The sequence below is a fragment of the Oceanobacillus sp. FSL K6-0127 genome, assembly GCF_037983385.1.
In the GTDB taxonomy this organism is placed as follows: Bacteria; Bacillota; Bacilli; order Bacillales; family Amphibacillaceae; genus Oceanobacillus; species Oceanobacillus profundus.
Genome location: NZ_CP150287.1, coordinates 768,550 through 786,701, shown reverse-complemented (window position 1 = coordinate 786,701; position 18,152 = coordinate 768,550). Strand labels below are relative to the sequence as shown.

Below are 18,152 nucleotides of genomic sequence, written 5' to 3'. Positions count from 1 at the left end.
CGATAAAGCGAAACCTTTCCTTGCAGTACTCGTACATAATAGAAACAACTAAATTTACAGGGGGAATTTCTGTGAAGGCAATTACAAAAAAACGTACAAAAGCGGTTTTAATCGACAGTGTTATTTCAGGTGTCGCGTCAGTCGGTGTCGAATATTTATTAAAGAAGAAAATTAAAAATGAAGCTTTCCATGCGCTCGTTACTCCAACTCTTGTGATGTGGTCTTTGGAATATGCACAACTAAAAACTTGCGGTCAAACACTTGGGTATAAAACAATGGGACTAGCCCTTGAAAATGAGAACGGCTCTGAGCTAACATCTGGTCAAATCATTAAACGCATGGCTTACCGTGATTCATTAAGTACGTTTAAATACATGAAGGACCGAAAAGCATTTGAAGGTGAAGATGGTTCCGTATTACCGCATGACGAGGTTGCCGGGACGGTCGTTCGAGAGGTTTAGCGGAGTTGAGTAAAGCACCTTATTAAACTTCTAAACGAGGAAGAGGCTATGCCTTATCCTCGTTTTCGTTTTACAAAACGTGCCCCTCCAATTTAGAAAAAAACTCCAATTAACTATAATTTGATATTATCCCCTCCTCTTGCCAGCAATTCTTAACAGTGAGTAGTATCCAAATACCCACGAAGCTATGCTATAATAGATAAGATGGTCTTCTTTAAATACAATTCATATTATATTATTTTTAATCGTAACGGAGGGGAAATTATATGAAAAGACACCATGCGATTATTATTTTCTCTTTAGGAGCTTTTTTCTTTGGATTAAACCCGTTATTTATAAAATTAGGTTTTGCTGCCGGCTGGAGCCTCAATGAAATCAATGTTATACAAGCAATCATCGCTTTTACAGTCCTCTGGATAATAGGGTTATTTGCCATCAAACGAAACCCACAAGCAGTTAAAAAGCTTTCTTTCAAAACCGTACTCTCACTCATGGCAGCAGGAAGCTTCACCGGTTTAACAAGTGTCCTTTATTATGGCTCCATGCAATATCTGCCAGCATCACTAGCTGTTGTTTTATTATTCCAATTCGTATGGGTTGGGGTATTGTTTGAATGGATCATTTATCGTCGAAAACCAAGTGGCAAGACATTGCTCACTGTTGCACTAACATTAGTTGGTGTATTATTCGCAGCAGATGTCTTTAATGGCGGATTAAGCGAGATAACACTTATTGGCTTCCTGCTTGGAATCGGCTCTGCATTTACCTATTCCGCTTTTATTATTGTCAGTGGACGTGTAGCAGTTGATGTTCCAGCAACGATTCGTTCCCCAATTATGGTAACAGGTGCTGCTCTATTAATCTTTATTCTATTTCCTCCGCACATGACATTAAATGCCAATGTCTTAAGCAGTGGAAGCATCTGGATCTATGCAGGAGCACTTGCGCTATGCGGACTGATTTTAACACCACTCATGTTTGCCATGTCGACGCCACATCTACCATCAAGCTTAGCTACTATCCTTGGTGCAATTGAGCTTCCTGTATCAGTAGTCGTTGCATACATTGGATTAGCAGAATATGTTGCTCCATCTAGATGGTTTGGGGTTTTGCTGATTCTAGGAGCAATCGCGATTGGTGAAATGCGAGGACTTTGGCAGGTAGTATTGAAACGGAAACGGTATGTGCACTAAATACATTAAACCTCAGGGTGTCTGAACCCTGAGGTTTATTTTAATTCGCTATGCAATAAAGATAAAATATAAAATAAATAACAAGCAAAGCACATACATAATCGGATGTATTTCTTTATAACGCTTTTGCGCAAGGGACGATAATGGATAAAGGATAAATCCAAATGCAAGACCCATAGCCACACTGGAAGTTAATGGCATCATAATGATCGTCAAAAATGCTGGAATAACAATTTCGATTTTACCCCAGTTAATATTCCGAATATCCATCGCCATTAATGCCCCAACAATAATTAAGGCAGGAGCAGTAACTTCTGTCGTTATAACAGCTAGAATTGGTGAAAAGAATAATGCAATCGCAAAGCAAAGTGCAATGATGATCGATGTAAATCCAGTCCTTCCTCCCACCGCAATTCCTGATGAGGATTCAACACTTGTTGCAGGTGTAGATGTCCCCAATATTGCTCCGATTGAAGCAGCTGAAGAATCCGCAAGCAATGCTTTTCCTATCTTTGGAATCTTATTGTTTTTCATGATTCCCGCTTGGCTCGTAAGTGCAATTAACGCACCAGCTGTATCAAAAAAGGCAACAAATAAAAAGGTGAAAATTACTGCTAATACATCAAGTGTAAATATTGCATCCAAATTCATAAACACAGCACCAAATGTTGGTTCAAGACTCGGAATCGTACCGATAATCGAGGATGGAATTTTAATTAATCCAACAAGCATTCCAATAATCGTTGTAATCGCCATCCCATAAAAAATTGCCCCATTCACACCACGAACAAGCATAATAATTGTGATGACGAGGCCTACGATAGCTAATGCTGTTCCAGGTAAAGTTAAATCACCAATCGAAACAAACGTATCTGGATTAGCAACAATAATTCCTGCATTTTTAAACCCGATAAACGCAATGAAAAAACCAATTCCAGCAGCAATCGCATGTTTTAAATCCTCCGGAATCGCATTAATAATCTTTTCCCTGATTTTCATCAAGCTTAAAATCATAAAGATAATTCCCGCAATAAAGACACCAGTCAAAGCTACTTGCCATTCAATCCCCATCCCGATAACAACCGAAAAGGTAAAGAATGAATTCAGCCCCATACTAGGCGCAATAGCAATTGGATAATTTGCAAGCAGCCCAATAAGTAATGTACCAATGATTGCAGTAAGTGCAGTAGCTGTAAACACAGCCCCCCGATCCATCCCTGCTTGACTAAGAATAAGCGGGTTTACGACTAAAATATACGATACGGAAAGAAACGTTGTCAGCCCTGCGAAAACTTCCTGTTTATAGGATGTATTTCTTTCTGTAAAACCAAAAAAGTTTTTCATGATGTGCAGTATCTCCCATTTGCTACTTTTGTATATAAAAAACCTTGACTTCTTTCCAGCAGCCAAAGTAACAGTAAAAGGTATAGAAAAATACATTCCCATCCCTTGTAGACAAGCTATTTATGGTAGCTGGTAGAAACGTCCAAGCCATATTCCTGGACTTATACAAGATGTAGCTATTTGTTTTTAGATAATAGGGAAATGATAGCAGGTTGGCGGGTGGTGGGTCAAGGGTAGATTGAAGAGTAATAGAGATTGGTTGTTGTTTCCACAAGTATATGGTCACACTCGCGCAAAACAATCTCGATGTCTTAACGTCTATCTATTTGAATCAGCTCCAAATTATTATTACAGACATTTATACTTAAATAACATCTCCAACCTCTAGTCTTAGCTTGTTAAAACAGACTGATTCTAGTGTGGAATGCTCACGAGTTTGGTCTCCTTTAATTTGTAGTAAAGTAACAGAAACCGCTTGGGCTAACATATATATTGACTTAGTATATTTGAACGTTAATTCGCTTACAAATATTGATCTTTCATTTCAATTATAAAGAAAAGGTATTTATTATACATTCCAATATAAATAAGAGTGTTCAACCATAGCTATAACAATTTATTTGTGAGAAAATAGTTATATCATATAAGAACATGTATTCTCAAATAGAGAGGATGAAATTCATGGACAGTGAAAAAAGTTGGATTGATACATCATCCTTCTTCAAAGCGCAAGTAATTGGAAAGCTACTTGGCGATGGATGTCTTACTAAACAAGAGGGCAGAAAACCACGTTTTCAATTTATACATTCCGCTAAAGATTACGAATGGAATATACACTGCTTTCATAGTTTAAAAACGTATTTGCCCCTTAACCCACCTAAATTAAGAAAAATTAAAGATGTTCGTCTAAGAAAAGGATATAGTCTGTCTCACTATACTCAATCAAAGACTTCCTCTCTTGTTACCTTTCTTAGAAATACGTGGTATCAGGATAACAAGAAGTTGATACCTTTTGATATGCTTTATAAGTATTTTACCGTAGAATCGCTGGCGTGGTGGTATATGGACGACGGGCATTTCAAACAGAAAAATGGAGTTCCTTTAAAAATCATTCTATCTACGGACAATTTCTCCCGACTAGAAAATAAGCAATTGATCAAGTTTCTTTCTAGCAAGTTTTATTTATCTTTTCGCTTAGACAATCAAAACCGTATCATTCTATATGATCAATACCAAATTCATTACTTTTTTCATCTAATTACCCCCTTCACGCATGTAAGCATGCATAGAAAAATGCCCAATCGCTTTAATCATTCATTTGATATTAAAGCAAAAAGGACGACCTTGTATTTGCCAAAACAACTAGAAATAAAAAAACCAACTAAAGAAATCAATGAAATGCTAGTTAAATTGGATAACCTTATAAAAATATACAAATCTGGTCTTTTCTATGAAAAGTACATTTCAAAGATACAACAATTGCAAATAGAGCCAAAACCTTATCAAATAATTGTGAGCCAATCAAATTTAAAGAGACTTTACTTCTTAAACAACGTTACAGGATTATCTCTAAGTGGGATAACTGAATTATCCTTTCAAGAAAATTTATCTCACCCTAGATTTTAAAGGAAAAACCCTAAATCACGAGGTAATATACAAAAACTATGTATATTTAAGTTCTATAAGCAAGGCGCCTTTTGATATGTACTTACACACTTCAAAACTAACATTGCTCAATAAATAACTATATATTTATAATATACTTAATTACCAAGAAGGAGGTATTATTTATGAAGGGTTACAAAAAGATAAATGAAAAAGATATGGCACATGGATTTAGGTATATTAATAAAATTGAGAGTTATATTCTTACAAAAAGCAATAATCATATGTTAATGGATAAATTCACAACCGGATTCGGTTGGTATAGTAACCTAGCGGTATTATACATTAATCAGTTAATTGATTCAGCACTAGTGAACAAAATTAAGATTAGCCATGAATTTTTCAATAATTTGCATATAGAAAAAATTGTATCAACCGCTATTTGGAATGAATATGTTAAAGAGCAAAATGAAATTATTGATGCATTAACATTTTAAATATGTATTGTTAAAAAAGACTCTAGCCAAAGCTAGAGTCTCTTCCAGACTTGCTAATCTTATTGTAATAATTGTAAAACACCTTGTGGTTGTTGGTTAGCTTGAGCTAACATAGATTGTGCCGCTTGTGAAAGAATGTTGTTCTTAGTGAACTCCATCATTTCTTTCGCCATCGTGCGAACATTTGCTTTAACAAATGACTAGACTATATCTTCACCCTCTAATTCTAGTAGGGGCCGGGAACTTCGGATTCTGATAGACTTAGCGGCTCTATCATTCACCTACGAATTTCATCACCTTAGCATAAACGTTAGGTGGTTTATTCTAGTCGTTGAACCTTCTCCAAAGTTTCCTCACAGGAGCTCGGCTGCTGATTGCCCAATCTCATCTTTTTTCAAACCTTCACGATTACTGTTTCCAGCTGCGTTGTGGTAAGACGAGCTCTAAGGGTTTTCCAGCATTTCACCCGGTCGTAATCTCTAACCGTTACCAGTTAGGACGACTGTGCCTCATTCAGCTTTAAGCAGCTTCGGCATAATCAACGTCACGGATACGTGATTCTGCAGCAGTTAGGTTTTCTGCTGATGTACCTAGATTGTTGATTGTGTGATCTAGACGGTTTTGAGTCGCACCTAGAAGTGAACGACCTGATGAAACACTTTTAATTTGAGTATCTATTGTGTCAATTAATGCTGTTGCTGTTGCTGTATCAGCAACACTAGTTCCATCTAAAGTTCCTACCGCTGTTTCAATATCAGTTAAATTTATTCCTGCTGTAGCAAAATCAACTGTCATAGTTTGGTCTGTGTTAGCTCCAACTTGGAAAACAACACTTCCAGCTCCGTCTCCAGCAGTTCCATCTAAAAGATTTTGCTCGTTAAATTGTGTTGTTTCTTTTATACGAGTTATTTCCTTACCAAGTTCTGCCAATTCTTGTCCAATTGCATCTCTATCATCTGTCACGTTTGTATCATTTGAAGCTTGAACAGCTAACTCACGCATACGTTGAAGAATTGAATGAGTCTCATTCAAAGCTCCTTCGGCAGTTTGAATCATAGAAATACCGTCTTGAGCATTTTTCTCAGCCATTTCTAATCCACGAATTTGACCACGCATTTTTTCAGAAATCGAAAGACCTGCAGCGTCATCTCCAGCTTTGTTGATACGAAGACCTGAAGAAAGTTTCTCCAATGAATTTTGTGTTGCACCTTGGTTTGCTCCTAATTGACGATGTGCGTTAAGAGCAGAAATATTGTGATTGATAATCATGATCAATCTACCTCCATGTTTTTAATTTTTAGCAAGTCACATCCTTGTGTCTCGCTTCATTATTTATATCGGCATGGTTTAGGAATGTTTTAGCAATTTTATTAAACTTTTTATTATGTCGGTAGATTAGTCATAAATAGACCACAGTACTACTTGGTTACCCAAAAAAGGACCTCCTCCTAAAGAAGGATGCCCTTATGCATTATTTAATAGAAATCTCTCTCCTAATTAGAATCCTTCAATCTATTTTTATAAACTGCTGTAAACGCCCTAATGGTTAATACAAAGACACCAATCAAGACAACGAAAGCAGTGATAATTAAATCCATACTCATTCTACCTCCATTCCCTATTAACACTTTTACTCATTACTTTTCATTGCGATAAATCATCTATACCCCTATTAATCGGGAGATAAACTTTTAGAAATTTAATGGTGTTATGTTCTTAACTGTTGGACGCAATGTATTCCTGTTCTTCTGCAACTACCGCTCCCCGCTCATCTAACCTCACAAACCGAATTGCTGCTATAAAGTAACTCAATATAGCTACAAACATAAACAACCCAAACAATCCACTATTATACGCCTGTTCAAAGTATAAAATATTAACCAGTGTAAAAATTACTCCTCCAATTAATCCCAAGTAACCAAAGCGATCTGTTTTTCGCAATCTTAAACTCGTTCTTCTATTAGCCAACGTCACCAACGTAATTGTCAGGATATTAACCGAGCTTCCAATCCAAACCGGATGTATGTTTAGATAAAATTCCTGTGGATGCCAGCCGCCCAGGTAATACCATAACAGTCCACTAGTAAATCCAGTGAACAAGGAAGCAACTACAGCTCGCTTCGTTACCACCGGCCAGAATAATGCGGCTACTACCGGTGCAAACGTGGCACTATTTCGTATCGTCCAAGCAAATACATTCCACCATGCCGATTGCTCTGTTCGCAATAAGCCAAACGCAATCATCAGGCCGGTTAAAAGCAGCAGCGAGATTTTCGTATATTTAATAAGCTGGTCCCCTGTGGCATTTGGATTAATCGCACTTCCCACATCACGTCCGAGACTTGTGGCACCTGAGAACTGACAAGGTCCACCCCATCCGAGTGCACAACCCCATACACCAAGGAAAAACAAACCTACTAATGGGGCAGGCAAGACTTCCATCAAGTACTGGGGAATCGCGATAAGTCCAGTGGATGCATTCGGCACAACGGTGGCAGCTGATATTCCGAAGATAACGCCACCGACTATGAATGGAATCGCCATGAATCCAGCCATGACAAGTCCTTTTTGACCCTCTTCTGGCGAGCGGGAGGATAATGCCATTTGGAAAGCAGCCTGAGCCAGAATGACGTTAACGAGGAACGTCCCAAACCAGACGACAATTACTTGCAGTCCGACACTTCCAAAGTTAAACATTTCTGGACGCTCCATGTTCAATGCAGCTAAACCTGATATTCCGGGATTGATGAAAAAGGCAACAACTCCAATTACGATCATTAATCCGAATGCAAACATATTCATCGTTTGTGTGAAGGCAATGGACCACATGCCACCAGCTTGTAAATAGATAAAAAGTAAAATAGCAGTAAACGCAACGGATAAACTCAATGAAATACCTGTAAACACATGAAATGCAGAAGCAAATGCGATTGCCGTGGCAACGGACCACATGGGAAAGGCAAATGCAGTAATTGCTCCTGATAAGCCTTTTGCCGTTCTACCATACGTATCTCCTATCAAACCAGAAACCGTTACAAGCATCTTTTTCCGGAAAGAACGGATAATCAACAAAGCAATAATAAATATTTGAACCATTTCCGCCACCCCATACCAGATTGCGGAGATACCGGTTAAATAAGATAACTCCAAAATAGAGATAAATGTGGATCCCGAGAATAATCCAGTTATACAAAACGCAACAATCCATTTATTGAAATTCCGATTTCCAACAAAATAACTATCTTTCTTTGTCACACGTCTTTTGGCAATTTGCCCTGCCGATATGAGCGCAAATGTATATCCTAATGCCAGTATAATTGTCCATACACCATATTCTGTCACAACTAGTCACTCCCTTAATATTTACATCACCTTATTCCAAACAAATATTCAATTACAAAGACAAAGCAAAAACCCCCTTCCATAAGAAGAGGGTAGATAAATTCAGGGCACCTCTTCTTATCTTTCAGACCAGTGTCTGATGGAATTGGCACAGTACTCAATAAATTGAGCCCGCTGCCGAGGTATCAAAGGGCCATATCCCTCCACCTCTCTTGATAAGAAGTTCAATATTCAATTGTATTAAAATTACACCTTCACGATGAAAAAGTCAATGTTATTTTAAAATTCAATTTATCTGTCAATCAATCGTTACATCACGCAAAAATGGGAAACTACTTGGATACTGATAAAATCCACTCACTTCATCCCTTAAACCAGCTAGCAATACAGAATGGTAAAGTGGAACGATTGGAGCTTCATCTACAATTATTTGTTGTGCTTCACTATATAGTTGCAGTCTTTCTTCTTCCGCTCCCTCTTGTCTTGCCTCCTCCAGCAACTCATCTACCTCATCATTCGCATAAAAAGACCTGTTTCCTGGATTTCCGGCATTTGCTGAATGAAACATCGGGTACAGTCCGTAATCCGCATCCAATGTTACAGTCCCCCAGCTTCCGATAAACATATCAACACCGCCATTACCAGTCACTTCTAAATAAGTTCCTACTTCGGTCATCTCAATGTCAATAGTGATACCAATTTCTTTTAGTTCTGCTTGGATAACCTGCGCGATATCCGATGTATTTGTATCGTAGGCCATGATTGTCGCATTGAAACCATCCTCATAGCCCGCTTCCTTTAATAGTTCCTTTGCTTCCTCAATGTTATAATCGATAGGCTCTACATCCTCATCATACCCAAACACGGTAGGCGCGAGCGGTCCTTTTGCTGGTAAAGCCACACCATTTAGTACCCCTTCGATAATTTCTTCTTTATTAATTGCTTTTGCAATCGCCTGTCTTACCCTAGGATCTGTAAATGGTTCTTTTTCTACATTGAAGCCAAGATAAGACATACTTGCGCTATCCGATTGTTTAACGTGTGTACCTTCATTCGTATCCACTTCGTCAATATTGCTTGTATTTACTGGATAAATGATATCCGAATCACCCGTTTGCAGCTCTGCAATTCGTGTTAAATCCTCTGGGACAAATTTAAAGGTTACCGAATTTACACCGGCCTTATCTCCCCAATAGTCTTCATTTTTTACAACTTTTATTTGTTCTCCACTTGTTCGGTCATCATATTTGAAATATCCTGTACCGATTGGGTTCTCATTAACTGTTGCAAACGGTTCTCCACCATTAGCTATTGCTTCATTATCCTTTTCAATCGCCTCAAGACTGATCATATGCCCGCCCGGATGTGCCAAATGAGATGGCAATGCTGAAAAAGGATATTTTGTATGAATCTGTACCGTATATTCGTCTACTACTTCCACGGAATCAATCATATCGAATAAAAAGGCTAGCGGTGAGCCCATATCAGGATCAAGAACGCGATCCAGGTTCGCTTTTACTACTTCCGCGTTAAATGCACTGTCATCATGGAACGTAACATCTTCTCTAAGCTTTGCTTCCCAGACAGTATCTTCAATTTGTTCAAGGCTCTCAGCTAAAGCTGGTTGAATCTCCAAATCTGTGTTTTGTTCAACCAACGTATCATAGATGGCATTCATCACATATAAGGAGTTACCATCATTTGCAGCGTGCGGATCCAGCGATACTGGCTCTGCAGCTAATCCAACTGTCAGATCCTTTTGTTCCTCTGCATTCTCTGATTCATCTGCTCCGTCACCAGCACATGCAGAAATAACCAATAAACCAGCTATAAGTAAAATAAATAATAATGCTTTTTTCAATTTAACCACACTCCACGTGTTGATATTTTTACTACTTTTAATTTCTATGATTGTTTACTCTCCATTATCCTCAATCAATTATGTATCTATTATGATCTGTTCAGTTATTTTAAGAACAGTTTATATCCCCCTCCTAGCAACGTCTATCTCTCAATTCAATTATTCAATAATACCGATGAATTTACTTTGAATTGAATATATAATAGCATTCAATGTTTTTAATTACAAACTAATTAACTATGAGAATAGCTCTTTTTCCTTACAATGAGATTCTAAACATCATAACATCACATATTCTGATATTTATTAGCAAATATATTAGTTTTACATTATAATTCTTAATATTTATGATGGATAATAGAAATCAAAGCAAGTATACGTTCCAATTAATAGAAAGCGCTATCAAAATTTGTTTGTTAGGGAAATACTTATCTAAAAAAGGAGTGGGATTAATGGGCAGTGAAAATGTTGTGAATACAAAAAGAAAGAATAATAATTTTAATCAAGAGATTTACGGAATAAAACTTCCAATATATCTTTTACTATTAGTACCTGCAATAGTAGGATTATACCTTGATGTCGTTCCTTCTAGTTTAATTACTGGTTTTATGATTACGATGGGCTTAGGTGGTTTGTTCATGTGGATGGGGGATTCCATTCCAAAATTCTCTGATTTTGGAGGAGGTACTATACTTTGCATCTTCCTACCCTCTCTACTAATTTATATCGGAATTTTGCCTGAAGTAACTGCTGAATTAGCTGCTGATTTCTATAGTGGTTTTGGATTCTCTAACCTAATTGTTGCAGGATTAATTGTCGGAAGTATATTAGGAATAAAAAAGGAAGTTCTTATTAATGTAGCTTTAAAAATGTTAATTCCTTTATTAACGACGATATTACTGGCAGCATTAGCGGGTGGTTTGCTAGGGCAACTATTTGGTATAGGATTTAAACAAACGATTCTTATGATAGTGGCACCGATTATGGCAAGCGGAATAACTACAGGGGCCATTCCGCTTTCGGAGATTTATGCTGATAATATGGGAGGTTTGCCAGTAGATTATTTCGATATTCTTGCACCTGCAGTAATCGTTTCTAATATTATTTGTATACTATTAGCGTCTGTACTTAACTTTTTAGGGAAGAAAAATAAAAACATGTTTGTAAAAGGATTCTCAGGAGAAGGGAATCCTCTTAGAAAAAAAGATGCAGGATTTAAAACTACAAAAGATACAAGTATGCTAGAATCACTTCGCAATATCGGAATAGGTATGATGGTAGCTGGCGGATTATATATGGCAGGAATGTTGCTAAGTGAACTTGTCCCCGCACTACATACTTTTGTATGGATCATAATTTTAACTGCAATATTAAAGGTTTGGAATATTTTCCCTGAATATATCACCGTTTGTGCAGAGGTATGGTTTAATTTTATAAGTAAGCTTTGGATCCCAGCTATATTAGTAGCTATAAGTGCAAGCTTAATTGATATTGACCGTATCCTACAAATCATTACAGATCCATCACACATCTTCTTAATTGTTACTATTGTAGTGATTATTTCAATTATCGCCGGATTGGCTGGATGGCTAATTGGTTTTCATTTCATTGAGTCTTCCATCATCTCTGGACTTTCGTTAGCTGATATGGGAGGTTCAGGAGATGTTGCTGTTCTAAAAGCAAGTGATCGAATGCAATTGTATCCCTTCTTACAGGTAACTACACGTATTGGTGGAGTATTAACAATTTTAGTTATGAGTTTTCTATCCGCCACGTAATAATATGTTAGATTTATATTTAATATAGAAGCGAAATCCCTAGAGTGTTGAGCAAGTAACATTCTAGGGGTTTTATTTGTGAATACATTATATAAAAAATAAAGACGTTGTCATGACATAGAGATACATTTTTTCAATTGATTATCAAAAAACTCAATAGCAGAACTCTTAGACAAGCTTGGATTTTTATGAGTAAGCCTGTAACAGGTGTACTTTGGTGGCGGATCAGTAAAATACTGAATCGAAAACCCTCTGCTTTTATTTGCCTTTTTCGCAATCCATTCAGGAACGATTGCCCAGTAAGTTGGGTTTTGTAAAAAATCGAATAATAAGTGGATATCGTCTAGTTTTATTTTTTGAACACTTAACGGATCCCACCAAAACTCATGCCATATTTTGTATTCTTCTCCCCAAGGCATAAATAGTTCATATAAAGGATCTAACGCTAAAGGATCTACTTTTGAATCGCTAACATTGCCACTGCGTAATACGACTAAATCAGATTCATAACATTTCTCTACGTTTACGTTTGAATGACTCCTTTGAATTAGCGTAAAACCTATATCAAGTGTCTTATTATCAATTCCGGAATAAATTTCATTTGAATGTAGTGTATGACTATGTAGTAGCACAGACGATGATGTTTTGTTAATTTCCTTATAGACACTTGGTAAATAGAATGTATTAAAACTATCTATCGAACCAATGCTCAACGTTAGCTTAGGTCCTTTTTCTTTTAGGATTTTTAAGTCGTTATAGATGTTTTCCCACTGTTCTGCTAAACGTAAAAATTCCTCGCCTGCAGGTGTTAACGTAATTTTTTTAATACCCCTTCCTCTTTCGATGAGTTTAAAACCAAATTCTTGTTCCGCAACATTTAGTCTTTGGCTAATTGTCGTTTGAGCAACATGCATCGATTCTGCTGCAGCACTAATCGACTGCTTTCGTACAATCGTTAAAAACGTCGGGATAAAGTTCAGGTTCATTCTCGATCCTCCTAATATTAAAATAAATAGTATTTAATACAGTTCTTATGTATTTTACATTACATTTAGCAATATTTATACTTAGTATATAATTAATTGTTAGCGCTATCAAACAAAGGAGTAGATAAAGTGCCAAAGTATAAGGTCTATCTTAATGAACACATAGATGAAGATGCTCTAAACACACTTCAAAAATATGCCACATTAACAAATAATCTTGATGAGCTAAAGGATATCGATGCCATGATAATCCGGGCAGAAAAGGTATCTCGTTCCATGATTGAGGAATCAAAAAAGTTAAAAGTTATTGGTAAACATGGTATTGGTTATGACTCAATTGATATAGGAGCCGCCAAAGAATATGATGTAAAAGTTGTCTATACACCGGAAGCTAATGTTCAATCTGTATCTGAGTTAATTATCGCTCTTATGACGAATGTTGTGCGTAATATAAGTTTAAGCTTTGAGAAGGGAAAGAAAGATGAAAATAAATCAATAGCACCTAAAGAGCTGATGGGCTACCAGCTAAATAATAAGACATTGGGACTGATAGGAGCAGGTAAGATTGGATTAAATACTTCAAAAATCGCCAAGCACGGATTTGATATGAAGATTGTAGTATACGATCCATTTGTCACAGAACAGCAGTGTTCTCAGGTTGGGATTGAAAAAGTAGATAGATTAGAAGACTTGATGATGATAGCTGATTTTGTATCGGTAAGTGTTCCACTAACAAAAGATACCAAGCATTTAATTAATGAAAAGGCTTTACGTTTTATGAAACCACATGCAGTCTTGATAAACACTTCTAGAGGTGGAGTAATTGATGAAAAGGCTTTGTATAAATTTTTAGCAGAAAAGAAAATATTTGCAGCTGCAAGTGATGTTTTTGAGCATGAACCACCCACATCAAAAAATCCATTACTTAGTTTAGATAACTTTGTTGCTACTCCTCACATTGGCGCAAACACAGTAGAAGCGATGAAACTGATGGGTTCAACGGTGGTAAAAGAAGTTATAACTGTGTTAGAAGGTAAGACACCTAACTATAGAGTTGTATAGTATAAAGGGGAAGATAATGATGAATGTTGGAAAACGAATAATTCAGCACAGAAATAATCTAGATAAACAATTAGTTGAAGCATTAAGAAAATACCCAAGTGCCAATGTATCTGATTGTATGGGTAGACTTTATAGTATGAATGCCCATATTAGGCCAATGGGGAAAGAAAAGAAAATAATTGGACAAGCACTCACTGTAAAAGCCTCTATTGCAGATAATATGCTATTCCATCAGGCATTATTAATGGCCGATCCTGGTGATGTTATCGTAGTAGATGCTGGGAGAGATATGAATCATAGTGTTTGCGGTGAGATTATGTATTCATATGCTAAGAGTAAGAACATAGCTGGTTTTGTAGTTGATGGAAGCATACGAGACGTTGATTATTTAATAAACAATGAGTTCCCTGTTTTCGCAGCTGGAATTACGGGCCGTGGCCCATACAAGAATGGTCCTGGAGAAATAAATGTTGATATCTCTTGTGGCGGTCAAGTCGTTCATCCAGGAGATATAATCTTAGGTGATGAAGATGGAATTGTTGTAATTCCACCCCAAGAAGCACTTAATATTTTAGAAAAAGTAAAAGAATTACAAGCTAATGAAATTAACTCCTTAAACCTAATAGCTAATGGTGATTGGGAAAATGGGTCCATAGCTACTAATCTTTCCAAGCAATTAAAAGAGGATGGTTATGAGTTTTTATAATACGAATGGGATGAGGTTTTGCCTCGTTCCATTCGTATTATACATTTCTAGCAAAACTATCAATTACATCATCAATAATGTAATTCTGACATCAGGATACTTTCCTGTTTTAGTGATATGAAATTACTTTATTCTACCAATATCTTCGTTTCGCCTTTTCTGCCAAACTATAAGTTGAACTTCATTGATAAAAAAGTGGCCGCTGACAACCCAGACAGCAGCCAAACTCAAAATCATTCTTCACTTACACGATCTTTAAAACTCTCATCATCCCTTAGCTTCCATAACTTACCCGGCCAGAACGCAAAACGTCCAAGCACCGTCGTAATCGCAGGAACAAGCAATGGTCTAACGATAAACGTATCCAATAAGATGCCAATTGCGGTAATCGTACCGAAATGAACAAGCACCTGCAAGGGCATTACAGCTAGAACCGAAAACGTACCAGCTAGAATAAGCCCTGCTGAACTAATTACACTTCCCGTTTCTGCAACACTTTTAGAAATAGCCTGTTTGAGCGGCATTTCCTTTCGATTGCTCCATAGACTAGAAACAAGGAATATGTTGTAGTCAATACCTAAGGCAACCGAAAAGACGAATACATAGAGCGGAATTAATCCTTGAATTTCTGTAACTCCAAATATATGATGGAGCACAATCCACCCTAAACCAAGCGCAGATAAATACGAAATGATAACGGTTGACAATAAATAGACCATTGCCACAATGGACCTTAGGAAAACGATAAGTAATACCGCTATAATGAGCAGAAGGGCAGGTATAATTAACCCCTGATCTCGATTGGTTACCTGATCTGTATCGTATAATGTCGCCGTTTCACCGCCAAGCCATACATAGTCATCTGCATTGGCTACACCAGCATCGCTTAGTGCACTCGTTGCAATAGCCTGGAGCTCTGGAACGCTTTCTACCGCTTCCGTGGAGTACGGATCAATCGAAAGTGTCACTTTCCATTCCTGGATATCCTTATTTTCCGATCCTTCCACAGGGTCATCAACAATCTCAACGTAAGGATGCTCTGCCAATTCGTTCTGTAACGAGACATCCGCTCCATTTGTATCGACGATCACACTGACAGGAGCAATTTCACCTGGAGGATAATGGTCTGCAATTAATGTAAATCCTTCTCGTGATGGCATATCCTCTGGGAAAGAATCTAATAAAGCATAGGTATATTGCATTTTTGGTACGAAAGCAGCCAGGCCACCAAGAATAACTATACTAACAAGAATAATGGTCCATGGTTTTTCTGTAACCACTTTTCCAATCTTCTTCCCAAATCGATGACTTGGTTTCGGACGACGCAGCTTTTTCCCTTTTTTCTTCTCAATTTCCTGAATCATTTCTTCAGGTCGTGGGATAAATGGGATAAAAGCAAAGCGGCCAAGTAAGGCCAGAATCGCAGGAAGCACGGTTAATGCTGCGAGTCCCATAATAAATATCGATAAGCTAAAAGGTACAGCAAAACGATCATAGGATTCGTAATAGGCTAGCCCGAGTGAAAGCAATCCTAAAACAGTAGTAAGGGAACTCATCATGATGGCCCCGCCAGTACCGCTAATCGCACGTTTTAATGCAACATGTTTATCTTTTTCAATTCGCAGCTCATCTCTGTACCGTGAAATTAAAAATAAGCAATAATCTGTTCCGGCTCCAAACAAAAGAACCGTCATAATCGATATCGCTTGCCCATCCACAACAATCCAGCCCTGATCCGCAAAAAATCCAAGCAGTGGACTAATAATTCCATAGGCGATCCCAACCGCAACAAGCGGGACAAGTGCCAAAATTGGTGAGCGATACAATAAAATAAGTAAAATAAATACAATCAATACAGTTGCAATTAACAAGGTAAAGTCTGCATTGCTGAACAAGGAAACGGTATCAGTCTGAATTCCAATAGGTCCAGAAAAACGCACATGTAAGCCAGACTCGTCTATATCACTTTTCAGCACCTCACTGCCAAATGCATCATTTATTTTAACTTCTAGTTGGTCGAGTGCCGCTTGTAATTCCTTTGTTGCTGCAGTGTCATCAAAAAATACCGGTGTTGTCAGTGCTTTTCCATCTTCAGAAGCACTTCCTCTTAAAGCTTCAACAGGAGCATCCTGAAATGGTGGAATAAATGTTTGATGATTAACCGGCTCATCATTTAGATTCTGATAAAGAGATTGAATCATCTCATAATCCGAATTATTTAACCCTCCATCACGATGCCACACTAAAAGCAATGGTGTACCAGCATCATTAGAGAATTCTTCGTCCGTAATTTTACCTGCTTCGACAGACATCATATCTTCTGGTAATAATTGTGTATCCGACGTCTCTCGATCATTAACTTGTGGCCAAATATATGAAAATATTCCAATCAATAAAACCCAAATAAACAAGGTCGCCCAACGGGTTTTGGTATTCGCAACAATACCTCCCCAATTTTTCAATAGACCTTTCACAAATCTCATCCTTTCTAGCGCAAATTTTATCAATGCACTTAACCATGTATCTTGTAATTATATATACTAGTAGGTTAATTAATCAAGTTTTTTTCAAATTATGGTATAATAAGTCTAGTTTAAATAATTTGGAGTGGAATTCATGATGCAACGCAAACATCGAACATTAGGGAGACCTCGTAAAGAACAGGATGGAATCTCAACAAAAGATACTATCCTACACATCGCTACAGAAATGTTTTTGGAAAAGGGATATCCGTTAGTATCCATGGACGATGTTGCCCAACAATGTGATGTCACAAAAGCAACGGTGTATTACTATTACAAAACAAAGGCAGACCTTTTTACGGATGCAATGGTCCAGTTAATGAATCGAATTCATGAAAGAATTGTGGCGATTCTCTCAACCAATGAGCCATTGAAAAAGCAGCTGTTTCAGTTTGCCAAAGGCCATTTACAAGCGACTGTGGATATTGATATCCATTCATTTATGAAGGAAGCAAAGACATCTCTTTCACAGGAGCAACTGCAATTGATGCAGCAAGCAGAAGAAAAAATGTATGAAGAATTAGAGCATGCATTAAAAAAGGCAATGGATAATGGAGAAATCTCCAGAAGTAACCCACGCTTAGGAGCGCTTCTATTTGTATCTTTGGTAACAACCGGAAACAATATGGATACTAATTTTAAAAATTCATTCCGATCACTGGATGATTTAGTAACGCAGATTGTAGACTTTTATTGGGATGGATTGGCAAACCAAAGCTAGCTGTGTCATTGAGGGTGGGATAACAAGCCGCAAATATAGGAAATTGCTATTCACCTATACAACAAATTGATAGC

14 protein-coding genes, 1 pseudogene and 2 riboswitches are annotated in these 18,152 nt (G+C 37.3%); of the genes and pseudogenes, 8 read left to right on the top strand and 7 right to left on the bottom strand.

Annotated features, from left to right (window positions below; genetic code table 11):
• Positions 1–71: 71 nt before the first annotated feature.
• Positions 72–461, top strand: coding sequence for an RDD family protein (locus tag MHH64_RS03825; protein WP_095312960.1), 390 nt, complete (start codon positions 72–74; stop codon positions 459–461).
• Positions 462–727: 266 nt separating this feature from the next.
• On the top strand, positions 728–1,654 hold the full coding sequence (locus MHH64_RS03820; RefSeq protein ID WP_340002705.1) for a DMT family transporter: 927 nt from the start codon (positions 728–730) through the stop codon (positions 1,652–1,654).
• A 48-nt stretch (positions 1,655–1,702) separates the two neighbouring features.
• Here MHH64_RS03820 and MHH64_RS03815 read toward each other — a convergent pair whose 3' ends face one another.
• Positions 1,703–2,998, bottom strand: coding sequence for an NCS2 family permease (locus MHH64_RS03815; RefSeq protein WP_340002704.1), 1,296 nt, complete (start codon positions 2,996–2,998; stop codon positions 1,703–1,705).
• 88 nt (positions 2,999–3,086) lie between these two features.
• A riboswitch (purine riboswitch) is annotated at positions 3,087–3,187 on the bottom strand.
• A gap of 492 nt (positions 3,188–3,679) precedes the next feature.
• Between MHH64_RS03815 and MHH64_RS03810 the strand changes: the two genes are divergently transcribed.
• Positions 3,680–4,624, top strand: coding sequence for an endonuclease (locus MHH64_RS03810; RefSeq protein WP_340002703.1), 945 nt, complete (start codon positions 3,680–3,682; stop codon positions 4,622–4,624).
• Between the two features lie 164 nt (positions 4,625–4,788).
• Entirely contained in the window at positions 4,789–5,100 is a 312-nt protein-coding gene (locus MHH64_RS03805) for a hypothetical protein (protein WP_340002702.1), read from the top strand.
• Positions 5,101–5,159: 59 nt separating this feature from the next.
• Here MHH64_RS03805 and MHH64_RS03800 read toward each other — a convergent pair.
• The 4 genes and pseudogenes from MHH64_RS03800 to MHH64_RS03785 all read right to left on the bottom strand — a co-directional run.
• Positions 5,160–5,273: pseudogene (locus MHH64_RS03800) on the bottom strand (flagellin); the annotation flags it as partial.
• A 346-nt stretch (positions 5,274–5,619) separates the two neighbouring features.
• Positions 5,620–6,369 (bottom strand): flagellin, encoded by a 750-nt coding sequence (locus MHH64_RS03795; protein ID WP_340002701.1) that lies wholly within the window; start codon positions 6,367–6,369, stop codon positions 5,620–5,622.
• Positions 6,370–6,816: 447 nt separating this feature from the next.
• Positions 6,817–8,442: a sodium:solute symporter family protein gene (locus MHH64_RS03790; protein WP_340002700.1), complete on the bottom strand. Its 1,626-nt coding sequence runs from the start codon at positions 8,440–8,442 to the stop codon at positions 6,817–6,819.
• Positions 8,443–8,556: 114 nt separating this feature from the next.
• Positions 8,557–8,664, bottom strand: a riboswitch (SAM riboswitch).
• Between the two features lie 76 nt (positions 8,665–8,740).
• Positions 8,741–10,303 carry a glutathione ABC transporter substrate-binding protein gene (locus MHH64_RS03785; protein WP_340002699.1) on the bottom strand — a complete coding sequence of 521 codons (1,563 nt, stop codon included), beginning with the start codon at positions 10,301–10,303 and terminating at the stop codon, positions 8,741–8,743.
• A 452-nt stretch (positions 10,304–10,755) separates the two neighbouring features.
• On the opposite strand from MHH64_RS03785, the gene MHH64_RS03780 reads away from it, so the two are divergent.
• On the top strand, positions 10,756–12,081 hold the full coding sequence (locus MHH64_RS03780) for a 2-hydroxycarboxylate transporter family protein (protein ID WP_340002698.1): 1,326 nt from the start codon (positions 10,756–10,758) through the stop codon (positions 12,079–12,081).
• A gap of 110 nt (positions 12,082–12,191) precedes the next feature.
• Here MHH64_RS03780 and MHH64_RS03775 read toward each other — a convergent pair whose 3' ends face one another.
• Positions 12,192–13,067, bottom strand: a complete 876-nt coding sequence (locus MHH64_RS03775) for a LysR family transcriptional regulator (protein WP_303449321.1) — start codon at positions 13,065–13,067, stop codon at positions 12,192–12,194.
• 129 nt (positions 13,068–13,196) lie between these two features.
• Here MHH64_RS03775 and MHH64_RS03770 point away from each other — a divergent pair, with 129 nt between their 5' ends.
• Positions 13,197–14,129: a hydroxyacid dehydrogenase gene (locus tag MHH64_RS03770; RefSeq protein WP_303449319.1), complete on the top strand. Its 933-nt coding sequence runs from the start codon at positions 13,197–13,199 to the stop codon at positions 14,127–14,129.
• 16 nt (positions 14,130–14,145) lie between these two features.
• Positions 14,146–14,835, top strand: coding sequence for an RraA family protein (locus MHH64_RS03765; protein ID WP_339315621.1), 690 nt, complete (start codon positions 14,146–14,148; stop codon positions 14,833–14,835).
• Positions 14,836–15,068: 233 nt separating this feature from the next.
• Here MHH64_RS03765 and MHH64_RS03760 read toward each other — a convergent pair whose 3' ends face one another.
• Positions 15,069–17,309, bottom strand: coding sequence for an MMPL family transporter (locus MHH64_RS03760; protein WP_340002697.1), 2,241 nt, complete (start codon positions 17,307–17,309; stop codon positions 15,069–15,071).
• A 145-nt stretch (positions 17,310–17,454) separates the two neighbouring features.
• Between MHH64_RS03760 and MHH64_RS03755 the strand changes: the two genes are divergently transcribed.
• Positions 17,455–18,078, top strand: a complete 624-nt coding sequence (locus tag MHH64_RS03755) for a TetR/AcrR family transcriptional regulator (protein WP_118890481.1) — start codon at positions 17,455–17,457, stop codon at positions 18,076–18,078.
• The last annotated feature ends 74 nt before the right edge of the window (positions 18,079–18,152 follow it).

What these genes read in the sequence shown, in the direction of transcription:
- MHH64_RS03815 (WP_340002704.1), bottom strand. Translation starts at nt 2,998, where the DNA reads ATGAAAAACTTTTTTGGTTTTACAGAAAGAAATACATCCTATAAACAG.
- MHH64_RS03780 (WP_340002698.1), top strand. Translation starts at nt 10,756, where the DNA reads ATGGGCAGTGAAAATGTTGTGAATACAAAAAGAAAGAATAATAATTTT.
- MHH64_RS03755 (WP_118890481.1), top strand. Translation starts at nt 17,455, where the DNA reads ATGCAACGCAAACATCGAACATTAGGGAGACCTCGTAAAGAACAGGAT.
- MHH64_RS03820 (WP_340002705.1), top strand. Translation starts at nt 728, where the DNA reads ATGAAAAGACACCATGCGATTATTATTTTCTCTTTAGGAGCTTTTTTC.
- MHH64_RS03810 (WP_340002703.1), top strand. Translation starts at nt 3,680, where the DNA reads ATGGACAGTGAAAAAAGTTGGATTGATACATCATCCTTCTTCAAAGCG.
- MHH64_RS03795 (WP_340002701.1), bottom strand. Translation starts at nt 6,369, where the DNA reads ATGATTATCAATCACAATATTTCTGCTCTTAACGCACATCGTCAATTA.
- MHH64_RS03765 (WP_339315621.1), top strand. Translation starts at nt 14,146, where the DNA reads ATGATGAATGTTGGAAAACGAATAATTCAGCACAGAAATAATCTAGAT.
- MHH64_RS03805 (WP_340002702.1), top strand. Translation starts at nt 4,789, where the DNA reads ATGAAGGGTTACAAAAAGATAAATGAAAAAGATATGGCACATGGATTT.
- MHH64_RS03775 (WP_303449321.1), bottom strand. Translation starts at nt 13,067, where the DNA reads ATGAACCTGAACTTTATCCCGACGTTTTTAACGATTGTACGAAAGCAG.